Origin of the sequence: Shewanella cutis (assembly GCF_022410515.1) — a bacterium.
GTDB classification, from domain to species: Bacteria; Pseudomonadota; Gammaproteobacteria; order Enterobacterales; family Shewanellaceae; genus Shewanella; species Shewanella cutis.
The window spans coordinates 12,739-27,445 of the sequence record NZ_JACSDI010000028.1 but is presented as its reverse complement, the minus strand read 5'-3'; the positions used below and the strand labels follow the sequence as shown (position 1 = coordinate 27,445).

15 protein-coding genes and 1 pseudogene are annotated in these 14,707 nt (G+C 46.3%); 9 read left to right on the top strand and 7 right to left on the bottom strand.

From position 1 onward, the window contains the following. Positions 1 to 963: pseudogene (locus H9J30_RS20560) on the top strand (hypothetical protein); the annotation flags it as partial. Between the two features lie 12 nt (positions 964 to 975). On the opposite strand, the gene H9J30_RS20555 reads toward H9J30_RS20560, so the two are convergent. Next, positions 976 to 2,148 (bottom strand): MerR family transcriptional regulator, encoded by a 1,173-nt coding sequence (locus tag H9J30_RS20555; RefSeq protein ID WP_240132686.1) that lies wholly within the window; start codon positions 2,146 to 2,148, stop codon positions 976 to 978. A 591-nt stretch (positions 2,149 to 2,739) separates the two neighbouring features. Continuing rightward, the gene (locus H9J30_RS20550) at positions 2,740 to 3,603 is read right to left on the bottom strand and encodes a YicC/YloC family endoribonuclease (RefSeq protein ID WP_240132685.1); all 864 of its coding nucleotides are present in this window, start codon (positions 3,601 to 3,603) and stop codon (positions 2,740 to 2,742) included. Positions 3,604 to 3,812: 209 nt separating this feature from the next. Here H9J30_RS20550 and rph point away from each other — a divergent pair, with 209 nt between their 5' ends. Both rph and pyrE read left to right on the top strand, forming a co-directional pair. Next, positions 3,813 to 4,526, top strand: a complete 714-nt coding sequence (rph, locus tag H9J30_RS20545) for a ribonuclease PH (RefSeq protein WP_240132684.1) — start codon at positions 3,813 to 3,815, stop codon at positions 4,524 to 4,526. Between the two features lie 173 nt (positions 4,527 to 4,699). Next, complete coding sequence (gene pyrE / locus H9J30_RS20540; protein WP_240132683.1) at positions 4,700 to 5,347, top strand: orotate phosphoribosyltransferase; 648 nt, start codon at positions 4,700 to 4,702, stop codon at positions 5,345 to 5,347. A 92-nt stretch (positions 5,348 to 5,439) separates the two neighbouring features. Here the strand turns inward: pyrE and folE are convergent, their stop codons facing one another. From folE to coaBC, 5 genes are all read right to left on the bottom strand, one after another. Next, the gene (folE, locus tag H9J30_RS20535; RefSeq protein ID WP_240132682.1) at positions 5,440 to 6,090 is read right to left on the bottom strand and encodes a GTP cyclohydrolase I FolE; all 651 of its coding nucleotides are present in this window, start codon (positions 6,088 to 6,090) and stop codon (positions 5,440 to 5,442) included. Between the two features lie 269 nt (positions 6,091 to 6,359). Beyond that, positions 6,360 to 8,348: a S9 family peptidase gene (locus H9J30_RS20530; protein WP_240132681.1), complete on the bottom strand. Its 1,989-nt coding sequence runs from the start codon at positions 8,346 to 8,348 to the stop codon at positions 6,360 to 6,362. A gap of 134 nt (positions 8,349 to 8,482) precedes the next feature. Further along, positions 8,483 to 9,076, bottom strand: a complete 594-nt coding sequence (slmA, locus tag H9J30_RS20525; RefSeq protein WP_011073926.1) for a nucleoid occlusion factor SlmA — start codon at positions 9,074 to 9,076, stop codon at positions 8,483 to 8,485. Between the two features lie 31 nt (positions 9,077 to 9,107). Beyond that, positions 9,108 to 9,566, bottom strand: a complete 459-nt coding sequence (gene dut / locus H9J30_RS20520; RefSeq protein WP_011624324.1) for a dUTP diphosphatase — start codon at positions 9,564 to 9,566, stop codon at positions 9,108 to 9,110. Further along, on the bottom strand, positions 9,567 to 10,796 hold the full coding sequence (gene coaBC / locus H9J30_RS20515) for a bifunctional phosphopantothenoylcysteine decarboxylase/phosphopantothenate--cysteine ligase CoaBC (protein ID WP_240132690.1): 1,230 nt from the start codon (positions 10,794 to 10,796) through the stop codon (positions 9,567 to 9,569). 119 nt (positions 10,797 to 10,915) lie between these two features. Between coaBC and radC the strand changes: the two genes are divergently transcribed. The 6 genes from radC to H9J30_RS20485 all read left to right on the top strand — a co-directional run bounded on the left by radC (position 10,916) and on the right by H9J30_RS20485 (position 14,678). Continuing rightward, a complete protein-coding gene (gene radC / locus H9J30_RS20510) occupies positions 10,916 to 11,593 on the top strand; it encodes a RadC family protein (RefSeq protein ID WP_011073923.1) in 678 nt (225 codons plus the stop codon). A gap of 121 nt (positions 11,594 to 11,714) precedes the next feature. After that, positions 11,715 to 11,951: a 50S ribosomal protein L28 gene (gene rpmB, locus H9J30_RS20505; RefSeq protein ID WP_006079870.1), complete on the top strand. Its 237-nt coding sequence runs from the start codon at positions 11,715 to 11,717 to the stop codon at positions 11,949 to 11,951. A 6-nt stretch (positions 11,952 to 11,957) separates the two neighbouring features. After that, the gene (gene rpmG / locus H9J30_RS20500) at positions 11,958 to 12,131 is read left to right on the top strand and encodes a 50S ribosomal protein L33 (protein ID WP_006079871.1); all 174 of its coding nucleotides are present in this window, start codon (positions 11,958 to 11,960) and stop codon (positions 12,129 to 12,131) included. A 268-nt stretch (positions 12,132 to 12,399) separates the two neighbouring features. Then, positions 12,400 to 12,603 carry a hypothetical protein gene (locus H9J30_RS20495; RefSeq protein WP_240132689.1) on the top strand — a complete coding sequence of 68 codons (204 nt, stop codon included), beginning with the start codon at positions 12,400 to 12,402 and terminating at the stop codon, positions 12,601 to 12,603. Between the two features lie 129 nt (positions 12,604 to 12,732). Continuing rightward, positions 12,733 to 14,052 (top strand): amino-acid N-acetyltransferase, encoded by a 1,320-nt coding sequence (gene argA / locus H9J30_RS20490; RefSeq protein ID WP_240132680.1) that lies wholly within the window; start codon positions 12,733 to 12,735, stop codon positions 14,050 to 14,052. A gap of 107 nt (positions 14,053 to 14,159) precedes the next feature. After that, complete coding sequence (locus H9J30_RS20485; protein ID WP_240132679.1) at positions 14,160 to 14,678, top strand: PH domain-containing protein; 519 nt, start codon at positions 14,160 to 14,162, stop codon at positions 14,676 to 14,678. The last annotated feature ends 29 nt before the right edge of the window (positions 14,679 to 14,707 follow it).

Here is a 14,707-nt window from a genome sequence, read left to right as displayed (position 1 = left end):
TACGCTGATGTTAAAATACTTCGATATCGGGTTTTACTATGCCGATTGGGGCTCAATCGATGTATACATCAAGTTACCTGCCGGAACGATCCCTGAAGCGTTGCTTGGCTTTTCAAGCGATGGGCTTCATGTACATCAAAGCGATGAGTGGCAACTGCTGATTTTTTCCATCGAAGAGTATGGCGAGTATTTTGACGATGAACAGGCTGACGACTTTTTCCAGCATTTAGCTGGGTTACGTAGCGAGTTAATCCAAGGGAATGGCGTCTTGTGTACTTTATGTGGCTCAAAGCGTTTGATTGTAATGACGAGCTTGAGGAAATACCGTTAATTCAATACGATTTTGAACACCTCAGTGAAGATGCGCAGACGTTTGCGGCGCTGTATGATATTCCCTTAGCATGGATTAAGGCTCTTGCGATGGTGCTGAACGAACAACCCAGTCACCAAGCCAAACAAGCCCAATTTCAGTTTGATACGTGGCTGCATAATCTCACGGATGCGGAGAAAGACACGTTATTGAGCACGCTGTTTGAGCAAGGCCAGTTAACTCGTCACCAAGCCTTAGCACTGACGCGAAAAGAATCGGCCAACATAGACGAAATCTATCAATATTGGTTAACCCCTGACGTGATTTCCCCTTTCATAGAGCAAGCGCAAAGCCAATTACAGCAAGAGCAAGCCGCAGCACTTGCAAAAAAATTAGCCATCGAAAAAGCAGAAAAAGAAAAAGCGTTGACGGATATCTACAATCAGCGCGAGCACTATTGGCAGCAAGCACAAGAGCACGCGAATCGCACCTGCGCCAGTGGTTACGATGAGGCAGCACGCTATTTGCTTCAGCTGTTTGAGGCCTATCTGTTTAAAGCGGATGAAACGGCGTTTGAACAACGCTTTAAGCGCTTTGTTGTGACTAATAATAGCCGTAAAGCGCTGTTAAACCGGATCAGAGATCTACTTTAATAGGGCGTTCGGTTATGCCCCTTTGCGTAGCACAAACATGTGGTAGCCAAACTCGCCTAAGTAGTGCTCATAAATCGCAATTTCTTGCTCAATATCCGCAATGGCGGTTGACGTTGGCATGCAGGCTTTAACATCAGCAACTCGTGCTTTGAGTGGTTGATAGTAATCATGCCATGCTTGTTCACTCAGAGTGAAATGATCAACCACATCAAAGCCTGCTTGGCGCATTTGGCTTAAGCGTTTTTCGATGGTTTGCATATCTGGGTATTCACCTTCCCAGAATGCGACCGCCTCTTGGCTTGGGTTATCGGTTAACCATACCAAATCACTGACGACCATATAGCCAAGATTAATCAGTAGTTTACGCCACTGGGTTAACGCTTGTTCAACACCCATTATGTAAGCTGAGCCTTCTGACCAGATGCAATCAAAGCTTTCAGACGTAAAAGGCAGATCCGTCATGCTGACACAGCTTAAGGTTACGCGGGTATTTAACTCTAGCTCAGTGAGGCGTTCACCGAGTTCATCCAGCGCACTTTGCTCGTTATCTACTGCCACGATTTGTGCTTGGGTGTGTTGTGCCAATAAACAGGTTGAAAAGCCTTTGCCGCAGCCAATATCAATGATCTTGGTGGGTATTGTTGGCAGTGTGGACAATGCTTTTAGTGTATCGGCATCAGAACTCGGCCCCCAGCGTTCTAAGCGTTGGAATACCGTCATAAAATCGGCCATGTATTGATCGTGTTCGTTCATATCTTTTGATAACCATTTCAAATGCAGGGCTTGTTGTTCATTAAAACCTTGCTGTTTTAACCAATCCAGATGGGCGTCTGGCGCTAATTTATCGGTCTGTTGATGCCAAAGACGCAGCGAACCTTCACCCAGCAGGGCGACGAGTAACTCGCGAGCTTGCTGCTTTTGAGCGATGTCTTCGTCCAACTGCTGCAAGCGCTTTTCAAGTACTGCGCGCTGCATCTTGCTGTCTAAAAAGGATTTGCATTCTTTTAGTGTTAAGCCGCCCGCTTGCAGTTGTTGCAACAAGTGCAACTGCTGAACATCTTTATCGGAATAAAGTCGATAGCCGTTGGTTTGGCGAGAGCCACGTAATAAGCCTTGCTTCTCGTAGTAGAGCAAGGTTGAACGTGATAGCCCGACTTTTTCAGCTAACTCAGAAATGCGATACACAGATAACCGTCCTTTCCGTTGATTTTTACATTGGGGTGGCTGGTTTAAACAGACCAGAACACTATTGACGATAAACTATGAGGTTATAGACAGGTCAATCGTTGTTGGCAAAAAATATTGTTCAGCGGTGATTGGCTGATTGGGTGGAAGGTTGTATGCCACCTTTAGGTCTACAGATTGTTACCTTTAAAGTAACTTAGCGTAGACCACTGACCGCTGCATTTCCCCGTTCAGTAAAACGCGTGGACGAGTACTCAATATTGCATTTCACACTTCTATGCGCATGAAAGTGTTGTGGCGTTCTAGTCTAGTATAAAACAACCCCTCAATAGCTTTCTTCTTTGCGAATGCCAGCTCGTTAAGCAAGGCGTTGCCATTGTGCAATGGCTTTTGACACTTCCCCCCTTGGGCATTTGGGGTGGCATGGGGATGCCTTGAGTCAACGCACCTAGATACTCATCAACCCTGCCACCATTTAAACAACAACTGATAACCGACATCTGTAAACCGATTTGGACGGAAAAAGAAAAAAGCCCTGTATTTACATGCAAATAACAGGGCTTTTAAGACATTTTTTGACGGGAGGGAAAACTATTCGACGTTCTGGATCTGCTCGCGCATTTGCTCGATTAAAACTTTAAGTTCGACTGCTGCGGCGGTGATTTCTGTGCTGATGGATTTAGAGGCTAGGGTGTTCGATTCGCGGTTAAACTCTTGCATCATAAAGTCTAAACGGCGACCTTCGTTGCCGCCTTTTTTGAGGATGCGGCGGGCTTCGTTAACATGGGCTTCGAGTCTGTCCATTTCTTCGGCGACATCTTGTTTTTGGGCTAAAAGAATCATTTCTTGCTCGATGCGGGCAGGATCGAGTTCACCCTTAATTTCAGCGAGACGGTTTGTTAGTTTATCACGCTGATATTCCATCACTTTAGGCATATGCTCACGCACGATGGCGATTTGCTCGCTGACGCCATCTAAACGGCTTAGCAGCATGTCTTTGATGGCTGTGCCCTCGCGGCCGCGGGCTTCGATAAATTGGTCGATAGCTAAGTCGAATGCAGTCATTAAATCGGCGCCAATCGCGTCCATATCTTGCTCAGCACTCGAGAGTACACCTGGCCAGCGCAAAATATCGGTGAGGTTGACTTCGCCTTGTCCGGCTTCTTGCTTTAGCCAACTGGCCGCGTCGAGCAGCTGTTTAGCTAATCCTTGATTTAATTTAAGTTCGTTATTGCTATTGTCGGCTAACTCATAGCGTAAGTTGACTTCAACTTTACCGCGGCTTAAGCGTTTACGTAGGCGGTCGCGCAGCACTGGCTCAAAACTGCGAAATTGTTCGGGTAAGCGTAGGTAAGTTTCGAGATAGCGTTGATTGACTGAGCGAATTTCCCAAGAGGCAGTGCCCCATTGTGCTTTGTGCTCAATACGAGCGTAGGCTGTCATGCTTTGGATCATGGGTTGTCCTAATGGTTTTATCGTCATAATGAGAGGCGATTATAGAGTCAATGGCTGTAGGATTAAAGGCATACCACCAATAGCGAGCGGGATTAGATGTTTGTGTGACGAGTTTGCCAGAGAATCACCCTAAGCATGGCATCCTCAGGCACAAAACCCTATAATATGCAGCCAAAATCGGTCAATGACTCAGAATACAGGAATCTCGCATGCGTCCAAGTAACAGAACGCCAGCACAAACACGTCCCATCACTATCACTCGCCAATTTACGGCCCATGCCGAAGGTTCTGTGTTAGTGGAATTTGGCGAAACGAAAGTGCTTTGTACCGCCAGTTTTACTGAAGGTGTGCCGCGTTTCCTTAAAGGTCAGGGTCAAGGCTGGGTGATGGCGGAATACGGCATGTTGCCTCGTTCGACCCATAGCCGTATGGATCGTGAAGCCGCGCGTGGTAAACAATCTGGCCGCACGCAAGAAATTCAACGTCTTATCGGTCGTGCGCTGCGCGCCTGTGTCGATATGAAAGCGTTGGGTGAAAACACCATTGTCATCGATTGTGATGTGATCCAAGCCGATGGCGGTACTCGTACTGCGTCAATCACTGGTGCTTGTGTTGCCCTAGTGGATGCGCTTAACTGGGCTCGTGGTAAAGGCATTATTAAATCTAACCCGCTTAAGTTCTTAATCGCTGCGGTCAGCGTGGGTATCTACAACGGTGAAGCGATAAGTGATTTAGAGTATGTGGAAGACAGCGCTGCCGAAACCGATATGAACGTGGTAATGACAGAAACCGGTAAGATCATTGAGATCCAAGGCACTGCCGAAGGTGAGCCGTTTACTCACGAAGAGTTGATTGAGCTACTCGGTTTGGCGAAGAACAGTATTCGCGAAATCGTCGATGTACAGAAAGCCGCTTTAAACTAATGTGTACTGATAAAAAGCCCCGTCATTGATAAAGTGCGGGGCTTTTTATTAGCTGTCGCTTTTTGTGTATAGCAACACGCCTTAGTGTGAACTAACTCTGTACCGAATTAAATGTTATACAAATAAAATTTCCTAATAAAAACTATTTACATACAAAGTCGTAAGGAGAGATTGTGAAAGCCTATCAACGTGAGTTTATTGAATTTGCTCTTGAGCGTCAGGTGTTGCGATTCGGCGAGTTTACCCTTAAATCGGGCCGTATCAGTCCTTACTTCTTTAATGCAGGCCTATTCAATACCGGCCGTGATTTAGCGCGTTTAGGGCGTTTTTACGCGGCAGCTTTAGTGGATTCAGGTATTGATTACGATCTGTTATTTGGCCCTGCCTATAAAGGTATCCCCATTGCGACGACTACCGCAGTGGCACTCTGCGAACATCACAATATCGATATTCCTTACTGCTTTAACCGTAAAGAGAAAAAAGATCACGGTGAGGGTGGTAGCTTAGTCGGTAGCGAGCTTAAAGGTCGGGTGATGCTGGTGGATGATGTGATCACTGCGGGTACGGCGATCCGTGAGTCGATGGAAATCATTGAAGCCCATCAAGCGCAGCTCGCTGGCGTATTAATTGCGCTGGATAGACAAGAAAAGGGCAAGGGCGAATTGTCGGCGATTCAAGAGGTTGAGCGGGATTTTGGCTGCGGTATTGTGGCGATTATCAAACTGGCCGATTTGATCAGCTATCTGTCTGAAAAACCTGGAATGGAAGCGCAGTTGGCGGCGGTGAGCCAGTACCGTGAGCAGTATGGCATCGAGGCCTAATAAGGCTTAAGCGTGTTATAAACCGTTAAAACAGAAACGCTGCAATTCAATAAGAATGGCAGCGTTTTTTATATCTCACACAAAGTAAGGTCTTACTTCGACTGGTGTAAAAACTCGGCGCGGGTCGCGGGGTTGGATTTAAAAATGCCACCTAAGGCCGTAGTGGTGGTGGAGCTAGTGGAGTCCATCACGCCGCGAGATTTTACGCAGTAATGCACCGCATCCATTTTAACCGCAACATCTTTAGTTTCGAGCAAGGTCTGCAGCGCGACTAACACTTGCTGAGTCAAACGCTCTTGTACCTGAGGACGTTGGGCAAAGAAACGTACAATGCGGTTAATCTTTGATAAACCAATAATTTTTTTACGTGGAAGATACGCAATGGTTGCTGTGCCATCAATAGTGACAAGGTGATGCTCACAGGTACTGGTCAGGCTAATATCCTGCACTCGCACCATTTCATCAAAGCCCATTTTGTTATCAATGACAGTGATCTTCGGGAAGTTTTCATAGTCTAAGCCGGAGAAGATTTCGTCGACATACATTTTGGCGATGCGGCGTGGGGTATCGGCAAGACTGTCGTCAGAAAGATCCAGTGACATAAGCGTCAGGATTTCCTTCATATGGTGTTCAATCTTGTCCTTACGCTCTTCAGGAGTAAACACACTGGGGAGCATGGGGGTTTCAAGTCCGCGCTCTTGCAGGGCGGCCTGTACTTTTACTGCTGCTTCACTTAATGGCATTTTTATCCTCCACTACTTTTGTAGCGGCTATCACTGAAAACCTAGCACTGGTCGCTGAGTATCAGCAATCAGGCGCACTAGGGTACAAATCGATTCGTTGTCACTTGGACAAGCATAAGGTGGGGCAGAATAGCGCGAATTGCGGACAATTCATACCAAAAAACGCGCACGTAGCGGATGAAAAAGCCGATAGTCCTTATCGATTATCGGCTTAGTTGGGTACTAAAATGCTTTTATCTTGATGAAGATAGCTTTTATTTTAGTTAAGGCTAAAGTTTTAAGTTGGTTTTTAAGAAGCTCAGCATCTGATCGTAATACTTGGCTCTATGAGAATCGTTATAAAAACCATGGCCTTCGTTATCCATCACCAGTTTTTGGTAAGGGTAATTATGGGCTTTGAGGGCTTTTTCGAGTGATTCGAGTTGTTCAATCGGCGCGCGCTCATCTTCACCACCGTGCACCAGTAAGAGGTTCGCTTTTAATTTGGCAACGTTCTCAGAGGGAGACATGGCTTTTAGGGTGGCTTTGTCTTGGCCAAGTACGTCCTTAAGATAGCTTGTGCCTGAACGTGTTCTGGCGACGTCACCTTCATCAAACATCAACTCAAGATCATACACACCGGCAAACCCAACCGCGCATTTAAACATATCGGGCGCTAATACGGCGCTTTGTAGAGCGCTATAGCCGCCAAAGCTACCGCCTGCGATACACACCCGTTCTTTATCGGCAACTCCTTGGTCAATCACATATTGAGTCGCATCGATAATATCGTGCTGAATATCTGAGCCCCATTTTTGATAGCCTGCTTGCTCGAAACGCTCACCATAACCGCCAGAACCGCGGAAGTTAACCTGCAACACCGCCATACCATTCTGGGCGAGTAATTGATTTTGTGGATCAAACCCCCACCAGTCACGAATGCCATGGGGACCGCCATGGGGATTAACGACCAAGGGTAAATTTTTGGCTTCTTTGCCGAAGGGTAAGGTTAAATAGCCATGGATTTTCTGGCCATCGCGGTTAGTGAAGCTAATGGGTTTAACCTCCGCCATTTGTTCAGGATCGAGCCATTTGCGGGCGGCGGCTAGATACTCTAGCTTGAGCTTTTTCGTATCAAACAAATAGTAATCACCGGGATTGCGGTCGTTAAATGCAATGACAACCAGTTGCTCGCCATTACGGGTTTCACTAACAATCTGTACTTGATGCCCAGGTAGGGCAGCAATTAAATCCTTAAGCAGTTTGGCGTGGTTATCGTTGTTATCGACAAAGGCATAGCTTGGATAGCCATTTTCAAATTCAACGGCATAGAGCTGTTTATTGGTGCCGTTGATCCAGAAGTTGCTGGGATCAACAACCTCATCTTGAATGATCTCGGCCTTTTCGCCTGTTTCGAGGTTGATGCGATAGACGCCTAAGGTTTCAGTACCCACGCGACCCGCAGCATAGATGGTATTTTTATTATCTGCGAAGGAGATAGGCGTAAAATCACTTAAGCCTAGGTTGAGTTTATCGGTATTTACCCATTCGCCATCTTTGCGGTAAAACACTTTAGTAACGTTTTTGCCATCTTCCCCAGTGACAAAGCGAACTTCACCTTCATGGTCGGTCATAAAGCGAGCTTGGCCAATGGGTGAGCCAGTGATGCGTTTACGAACCCCACTAAAAAGGTCAACTCGATACACATCTTGCTTTAATTCAAGATTGAGGCTGCTCTCGTTATTCCATGGAATGGCATTAACCAGCATATAGCGTTCATCATCAGGTAGAGGGTCCAGAATGAATGCTGTGGCATTGATGGCGGTATTTTTCTTGATATTTGAACCCGTTTGCTGCTCGCCGCTGTCATAACCAAATAGATATTTAGGGCGAGAACCATCGGCGTTGACCGCCATTAATTCGCCGTAGTATTGGGGCACATCGCTCCAGCCCTTAAGGTATTCTTTTGCCAACACAATGCGCTCGCTATTGGCCCATTCATAGGTGCCAACCTGGGCGTTACTTGGGAAGCGAATCGCATTCAGTAGTTTTTTGGTTTGAGCATCTAATACTAGGAGTACATTTTTACCTTCGACACTGGTAATAGCACTTAAGTATTTACCTGTTGGGGATATTTTTACGTTAGCGTATTCATCGCCTCGACTAAATAATTGTGATTGTGATAATGCATTCGTGGCCGATGTTTCAGCCGCAAATGTGGTGATAGGCATCATGGGTAAGCAAATAGCAGCCAAAACGGCAAAAGGCAGAGACTTCATCTGACATCCTTGTAAAATTATTGTGGTTTTTGTTTTAAAAAGATGTGTTTTAGACTAAAGCAAAAGAAATGCTGATACAAGATGTATGGATAAAAGAAAGGACGGAGAGTTCCGTCCTTTATGCTAATAAATCATTAGCTTTGCAACAGCTGATGCTGAATAAAGCGCCACTGTTCATCGAAGTGTTGTGTGGGTTTGAGTTTAAACTCACTACGGACAAATTGAGCAATTCGCCCCTCTGCGAAGGCTAACAGTAAATTAGCTAAAATAGCCTCATCTAAATTAAAGCCTTTGCCTTCGCGCAGGGTTTTTTCCCGCAAAATTTGCTTAAGTTGAGTTTCTATTTTGGCAAATAACGTACTAATGCGGCTCCGCAGCCGCTCATTTTCACCTAAAAGCGCATCACCATTGAGGACGCGCGAGATCCCTGGGTTACGCTCGGCAAAAATCAACAGCAGCTGTAGTACTAATTGGCAGCGTTTCATGGTGTCTTTTTCATCATCCATGATGATGTTGATGCGTGAAAGTAACGATTCTTCAATAAACTCAATTAACCCTTCAAACATTCGCGCTTTACTGGGGAAGTGGCGATAGAGTGCCGCTTCCGATACGCCGACTTCTGAGGCGAGTTTAGCGGTGGTAATACGTTGTCCTGGGCTGGTTTCTAGCATTTGCGCTAGGCATTGCAGTATGTGTTCACGACGATTAATTTTTGGGCTTACAGCCATTGCAGTATCCTTCGCTCAATAACGATTAAGGTTATTTAGTGCCAGAATGGCCAAATCCACCTTCACCACGGTCTGAGCTGTCGAACTCATCAACGAGTTTGAATTGCGCTTGTACCACTGGGACAAACACCAGTTGTGCGAGACGATCACCAATTTCTAAGGTAAATGGGGTATCGCTTCTGTTCCAACAAGAGACCATCAAGGGGCCTTGGTAATCAGAATCGATTAGCCCAACTAGATTTCCAAGGACGATACCGTGCTTATGGCCAAGGCCTGAGCGGGGCAAAATCACAGCGGCAAGGCCGGGATCGGCTACGTGGATGGCAATACCCGTTGGGATTAACTGAGTTTCTCCCGGGGCTATCGTCATGGTGGTATCTATCATGGCGCGAAGATCCATGCCTGCGCTACCTGGTGTTGCGTAGGCGGGCAGGGGAAATTCAGAACCAATGCGGGAGTCGAGGATCTTTAATTCAATCGGTGTTTTCATCTATTTTGTTTTTTCTTTCACTATCAACGAAAGTAATTGCCGTGCCAACGTGAGTTTATCGGTAGCAGGCAAATCTTGACTACCCTGTGGCCAGAATACGCGCAGGGCATTGGCATCGGCGTTAAAGCCAAGGCCAACAACGGATACATCGTTTGCGGCGATCATATTCAAATTCTTACGTTTGAGTTTATCGCGGGCGTAGGTTTCTACATCATGGGTCTCCGCGGCAAATCCCACCACAAAAGGACGGTTTGCTAAGCTTGCGACCGTCGCTAAGATATCAGGATTCCTCACTAGCGCAAGTTGCATTTCTTCTGCTGACTTTTTGATCTTACAGGCGGCAATATCGCTGACACGATAGTCGGCAACAGCGGCGCAACCGATAAAAATATCTTTTTTATCAACATTATCCATAACAGCATCGAGCATGTTTTGCGCCGATTCGACATCGATTCGCGTCACCCCTTCAGGCGTGGCTAAATTTACGGGTCCTGCGACCAAGGTCACAGCCGCGCCCATATCGGCTGCGGCCTTCGCTAAGGCAAAGCCCATTTTGCCGGAGCTGTGATTAGATATATAACGCACAGGATCAATGGCTTCGCGGGTTGGGCCTGCGGTGATCAGCACCGACTGGCCTGCTAGCGGTTGAGGTTCCTGTTCAGCATAGACATCTTTTGTTGCAAAAAAGCGACTCGCGAGTTCGGCAATTTCGAGCGGTTCGAGCATACGGCCAGGGCCGACTTCACCGCAGGCTTGGCTGCCACTTGCCGGTCCCCACAGCGTGTAACCACGGCTTTGTAAACTGGCTAAATTGGCTTGAGTGGCGAGATTACGATACATCTGCTGATTCATCGCAGGGCAGAGCGCAATTGGCGCTTCAGTGGCAAGACAAGTGGTGGTGATTAATTCATCTGCCATGCCTGCATTGATGCGGGCGAGAAGATTTGCCGTAGCGGGGGCGATAATCATTAAATCGGCCCAGCGCGCCAGTTCAATATGGCCCATCGCCGCTTCGGCGGCGGGATCGAGTAAGCTCGATGATACCGGATACCCTGATAAGGCTTGCAGTGTGAGTGGGGTAATAAATTCCATCGCACTTTGGCTCATCACCACACGTACATCAAAGCCGCGTTCTTTTAAGCGGCGCACTAAATCCGCACTTTTGTAGGCCGCAATGCCGCCACCAATACCCAGTAGGACGTTTTTCGTTATCAGGCTCACAGACATCATCCGAGATTGAAATAATGTCGCCAACCATACCACAAAGCGATGAATTGGCGTGACTGTCCCAGTTCAAAAAATCTCGTCCATACTTGCTAAAGTAAAAATAAGAAATGACAGGAGGTCACATGGCGATTAAGGATTGGCCTGAGGGAGAAGGGCCGCGGGATAAGTTATTACTAAAAGGCGCCAGTCATCTCTCGGATGCCGAATTACTGGCGGTGTTGTTGCGTAATGGCCTGTCTGGGCTGAACGCTGTAGACCTTGCCCGTTCACTTATTCAAGAATTTGGTGGCTTAAGAAGCTTACTTTGCGCACCAAAGCATCAGGTGTGTCGACTTCCGGGCGTGGGACCTGTAAAATACGCCCAGCTTCAAGCCGCGGCTGAATTAGCGCGACGTGTGGCACAAGAAAACCTGCAGAGAGGTCAGGTTTTGACAAATCCCGATTTAACTCGGGATTATTTAATGAGACAATTAGCTGACCGCTCCTATGAAGTGTTCGCAATTTTGCTGCTGGATAGCCAGCATAGAGTGATTCAGTTCGTCGAATTATTCCGCGGAACAATAGATTCAGCCTCAGTATACCCACGTGAAGTGGTTAGCTTAGTGCTGGAAAAAAAGGCTGCTGCCGTCATAGTGTGTCACAATCATCCGTCTGGTATTGCCGAGCCCAGTCAGGCTGACAGACGAATAACTGAGCGATTAAAAAATGCGTTGGCAACCATAGATGTATCCCTATTGGATCATATGGTTGTTGGTGATAGAGAGATAGTTTCCTTCGCGGAACGAGGCTGGATTAATTAATCTAACGCTTGATCTTACCTCTATGATCGTGTATAAAATGCGCCCTCTTTGTGCCTCGGGCGACGGCCATACGAGGTACATTAATGCTCGAGCGTTAAAATTGTTTTTGGAGAAGACTGACATGTCAAGAGTATGCCAAGTTACTGGCAAGAAGCCGATGGTTGGTAACAACCGTTCGCACGCAAAAAACGCGACCCGTCGTCGTTTTTTACCTAACCTACAAAACCACCGTTTTTGGTTAGAAGAAGAAAAACGTTTCGTACAGTTACGTGTATCTACTAAAGGTATCCGTCTGATCGATAAGAAAGGTATTGAAGTTGTTGTTGCTGAACTTCGTGCCCGTGGCGAGAAGGTGTAATAGATCATGGCTAAAGCTAAAGGTAATCGTGAGAAGATCAAATTAGTTTCTACAGCTAAAACTGGTCACTTCTACACAACTGAAAAAAACAAGCGTAACATGCCAGAAAAAATGGAAATCAAAAAATTTGATCCAGTTATTCGTCAGCACGTTATCTACAAAGAAGCAAAAATCAAGTAATCCTTGTTTAGTGTTTCGAGAAAAGCCCCTTATCTAAGGGGCTTTTTTTTGGTCTTTTTCCACCTTTAGTCATCAAGTTGAGATAAATCTATCCGACACTGGATCTGCATTGCTTATACCAATCACATTAAATATCTAATCAGTTCAGAGCCTCACAGGTATTTCAATCCAAGGCGCATTGACTCAGAAATTTTTAAGTCAATGCAACACCGGAGTGGGATGCCTGTGTGGCTCCCAAAGGGCGGAAAGGGCGGCTGATGTTCACTGTATGGCAACGCGCTTTATACTGCGTTTAAGGCTTTCGACAGAGCACCACTATGCCTTCAAGCCTTCGCCTTGTCTAAAGCGCGTTGAATTCCCGCTGAATGAACAGATATTTAATACGATTGGTATTAATTGCCCATGGTTAAAAAAATGTGAATTTTTATCAAAAGTGCAATTTTTTGAAAATATAAGCACTTTATTGTATTAAAACTGCATTTTAATGAGAATAAATTCTTTATTGGTGAATTAAAATGCAATACTATACGCGGGTTTTCGTTATTCACTCCTGGTAAGCCATTATGGGGTTGCCAGCTTAAATATGAGGTGTAAACAACGCGTGCGTACCACTGAACTGGTTGATGGATTTCGTCATTCCGCCCCTTACGTCAATGCCCATAGAGGGAAAACCTTTGTGGTGATGCTGGGTGGAGAAGCTTTGGCACAAAATCAATTTCGCGGCATTCTGAATGACGTGGCGTTGTTGCACAGTTTAGGCATTAAAGTGGTGTTGGTGTATGGCGCGAGGCCGCAAATCGATGCAGCGTTAGCCGCTAATGGGATTGAACCCGCCTACCATGAGGGTGTACGTATCACCGATGAAGACTCGCTAAAAGTGATTAAGCAAGTGGCGGGCGCATTGCAGTTTGATATTACGGCGCGTTTATCCATGAGCTTAAGCAATACGCCCATGCAAGGCGCACAAATCAACTTAGTCAGCGGTAACTTTGTGATTGCCCAGCCCTTAGGGGTCGATAATGGCGTGGATTTTTGTTTAAGCGGCAAGGTGCGCCGGATTGATGCGCAGGGGCTTAAGCGTCAGCTCGATAATCACTGTATCGTATTGATGGGGCCGATTGCGGCATCCGTTACTGGTGAAAGTTTTAATCTTACCGCTGAAGAAATTGCCACTCAGGTAGCGATAAAACTTAAAGCAGACAAGATGATTGGTTTTAGTTCGCAAAATGGCATTCTTGATCGCAATGGGGATGTGATTGCCGAGTTAATGCCAAATGATGCGCAAAACATTCTTAATAAGCTCGCAGAGCAGGGTTCAGCCTGTATTGGCACTATGGCCTTCCTCAAGGCCAGTATTGATGCTTGCCGCAATGGCGTGCCCCGCTGCCATTTGGTTAGCTATCTCGATGACGGCGCTTTGCTGCAGGAGCTGTTTTCCCGCGAGGGGATTGGTACGCAGATCGTGACCGAGAGTGCTGAACGTTTACGCAGAGCATCGATTAGCGATATTGGCGGTATTCTCAATTTGATCCGTCCGTTAGAGGAGCAGGGCATTTTGGTGCGCCGTAGTCGTGAGCAGCTCGAGATCGAAATTGAGCAGTTTATGCTGATTGAGCGTGATGGCTTAGTGATTGGCTGTGCTGCTTTGTATCCGTTCGAAGAAGATAATGCCGGGGAGTTTGCTTGCCTTGTGGTGCATCCAGATTATCGCGATGCCGACCGGGGCAGTTTGCTGCTGAAGAATATTATTGGTCAGGCCCGTAGCCGTGGTTATTCCCGTTTATTTGCGCTGACCACCCGCAGCATTCACTGGTTTTTAGAGCATGGCTTTGTGATTGAAGATGTCGATGCATTGCCGCAGAAGAAAAAGCAGCTGTATAACTATCAGCGCCGTTCCAAAATTCTCGCCCTCGATCTATAAGCTTAAAGTGCAACTTTATTATTAATGCCAGCCGAGTGCTGGCATTTTTGTTGACATAATATGTCTTTATTGGCAGGTTAAGACTTTACTGCATAGGAGATGCTGCCATGACCCCTCAAATTTTCGAGCTGGCACCTTTAGCTCAAACCTCTATTTTAAGCTTTATTATCTTACTCTTAGGCTTGAGTGGTCTGCTGTTCATACTATGGCTAAAGCAGATGCCTATAGTAACCAAGTTTGCCAGTTTGGGATTATTGCTGGCTATGTTAGGAGGGTTTTCTTGGGTCTTCTATCAATCGAGTCACGCTCAGTTAGTGTTAACCGATACAGAGCTCACATTGGATGTGCCTTTCTATAAAGTGCAATTATCCCGCTCGGATATATTGCCCGCCGAGGCGCGTATAGTCGATTTGCGGCAAGAGGCGCATTTAACGCCGAGCTTTAAAACGAATGGTATAGGCATGCCAGGGTTTCAATTAGGCTGGTTTAATTTGCAGGGAAAAAGTAGAGCATTTTTGGCAATAACAGATCAGTCACAATTAGTGTTAGTACCAACGACTAAAGGCTACAGTTTATTACTGACAGTGCCGCAAGGGATTGAATTTTTAGCACAGTTACAGAAGTGATTATGATCACTTCTGTAACTGTTTTATCG

Bases quoted from the DNA above. Each gene is read 5' to 3' on its own strand.
- H9J30_RS20550 (WP_240132685.1), bottom strand. From the start codon at position 3,603: ATGATCCAAAGCATGACAGCCTACGCTCGTATTGAGCACAAAGCACAA.
- rph (WP_240132684.1), top strand. From the start codon at position 3,813: ATGCGTCCAAGTAACAGAACGCCAGCACAAACACGTCCCATCACTATC.
- folE (WP_240132682.1), bottom strand. From the start codon at position 6,090: ATGCCATTAAGTGAAGCAGCAGTAAAAGTACAGGCCGCCCTGCAAGAG.
- H9J30_RS20530 (WP_240132681.1), bottom strand. From the start codon at position 8,348: ATGAAGTCTCTGCCTTTTGCCGTTTTGGCTGCTATTTGCTTACCCATG.
- slmA (WP_011073926.1), bottom strand. From the start codon at position 9,076: ATGGCTGTAAGCCCAAAAATTAATCGTCGTGAACACATACTGCAATGC.
- dut (WP_011624324.1), bottom strand. From the start codon at position 9,566: ATGAAAACACCGATTGAATTAAAGATCCTCGACTCCCGCATTGGTTCT.
- coaBC (WP_240132690.1), bottom strand. From the start codon at position 10,796: ATGATGTCTGTGAGCCTGATAACGAAAAACGTCCTACTGGGTATTGGT.
- radC (WP_011073923.1), top strand. From the start codon at position 10,916: ATGGCGATTAAGGATTGGCCTGAGGGAGAAGGGCCGCGGGATAAGTTA.
- rpmB (WP_006079870.1), top strand. From the start codon at position 11,715: ATGTCAAGAGTATGCCAAGTTACTGGCAAGAAGCCGATGGTTGGTAAC.
- rpmG (WP_006079871.1), top strand. From the start codon at position 11,958: ATGGCTAAAGCTAAAGGTAATCGTGAGAAGATCAAATTAGTTTCTACA.
- H9J30_RS20495 (WP_240132689.1), top strand. From the start codon at position 12,400: ATGGCAACGCGCTTTATACTGCGTTTAAGGCTTTCGACAGAGCACCAC.
- H9J30_RS20485 (WP_240132679.1), top strand. From the start codon at position 14,160: ATGACCCCTCAAATTTTCGAGCTGGCACCTTTAGCTCAAACCTCTATT.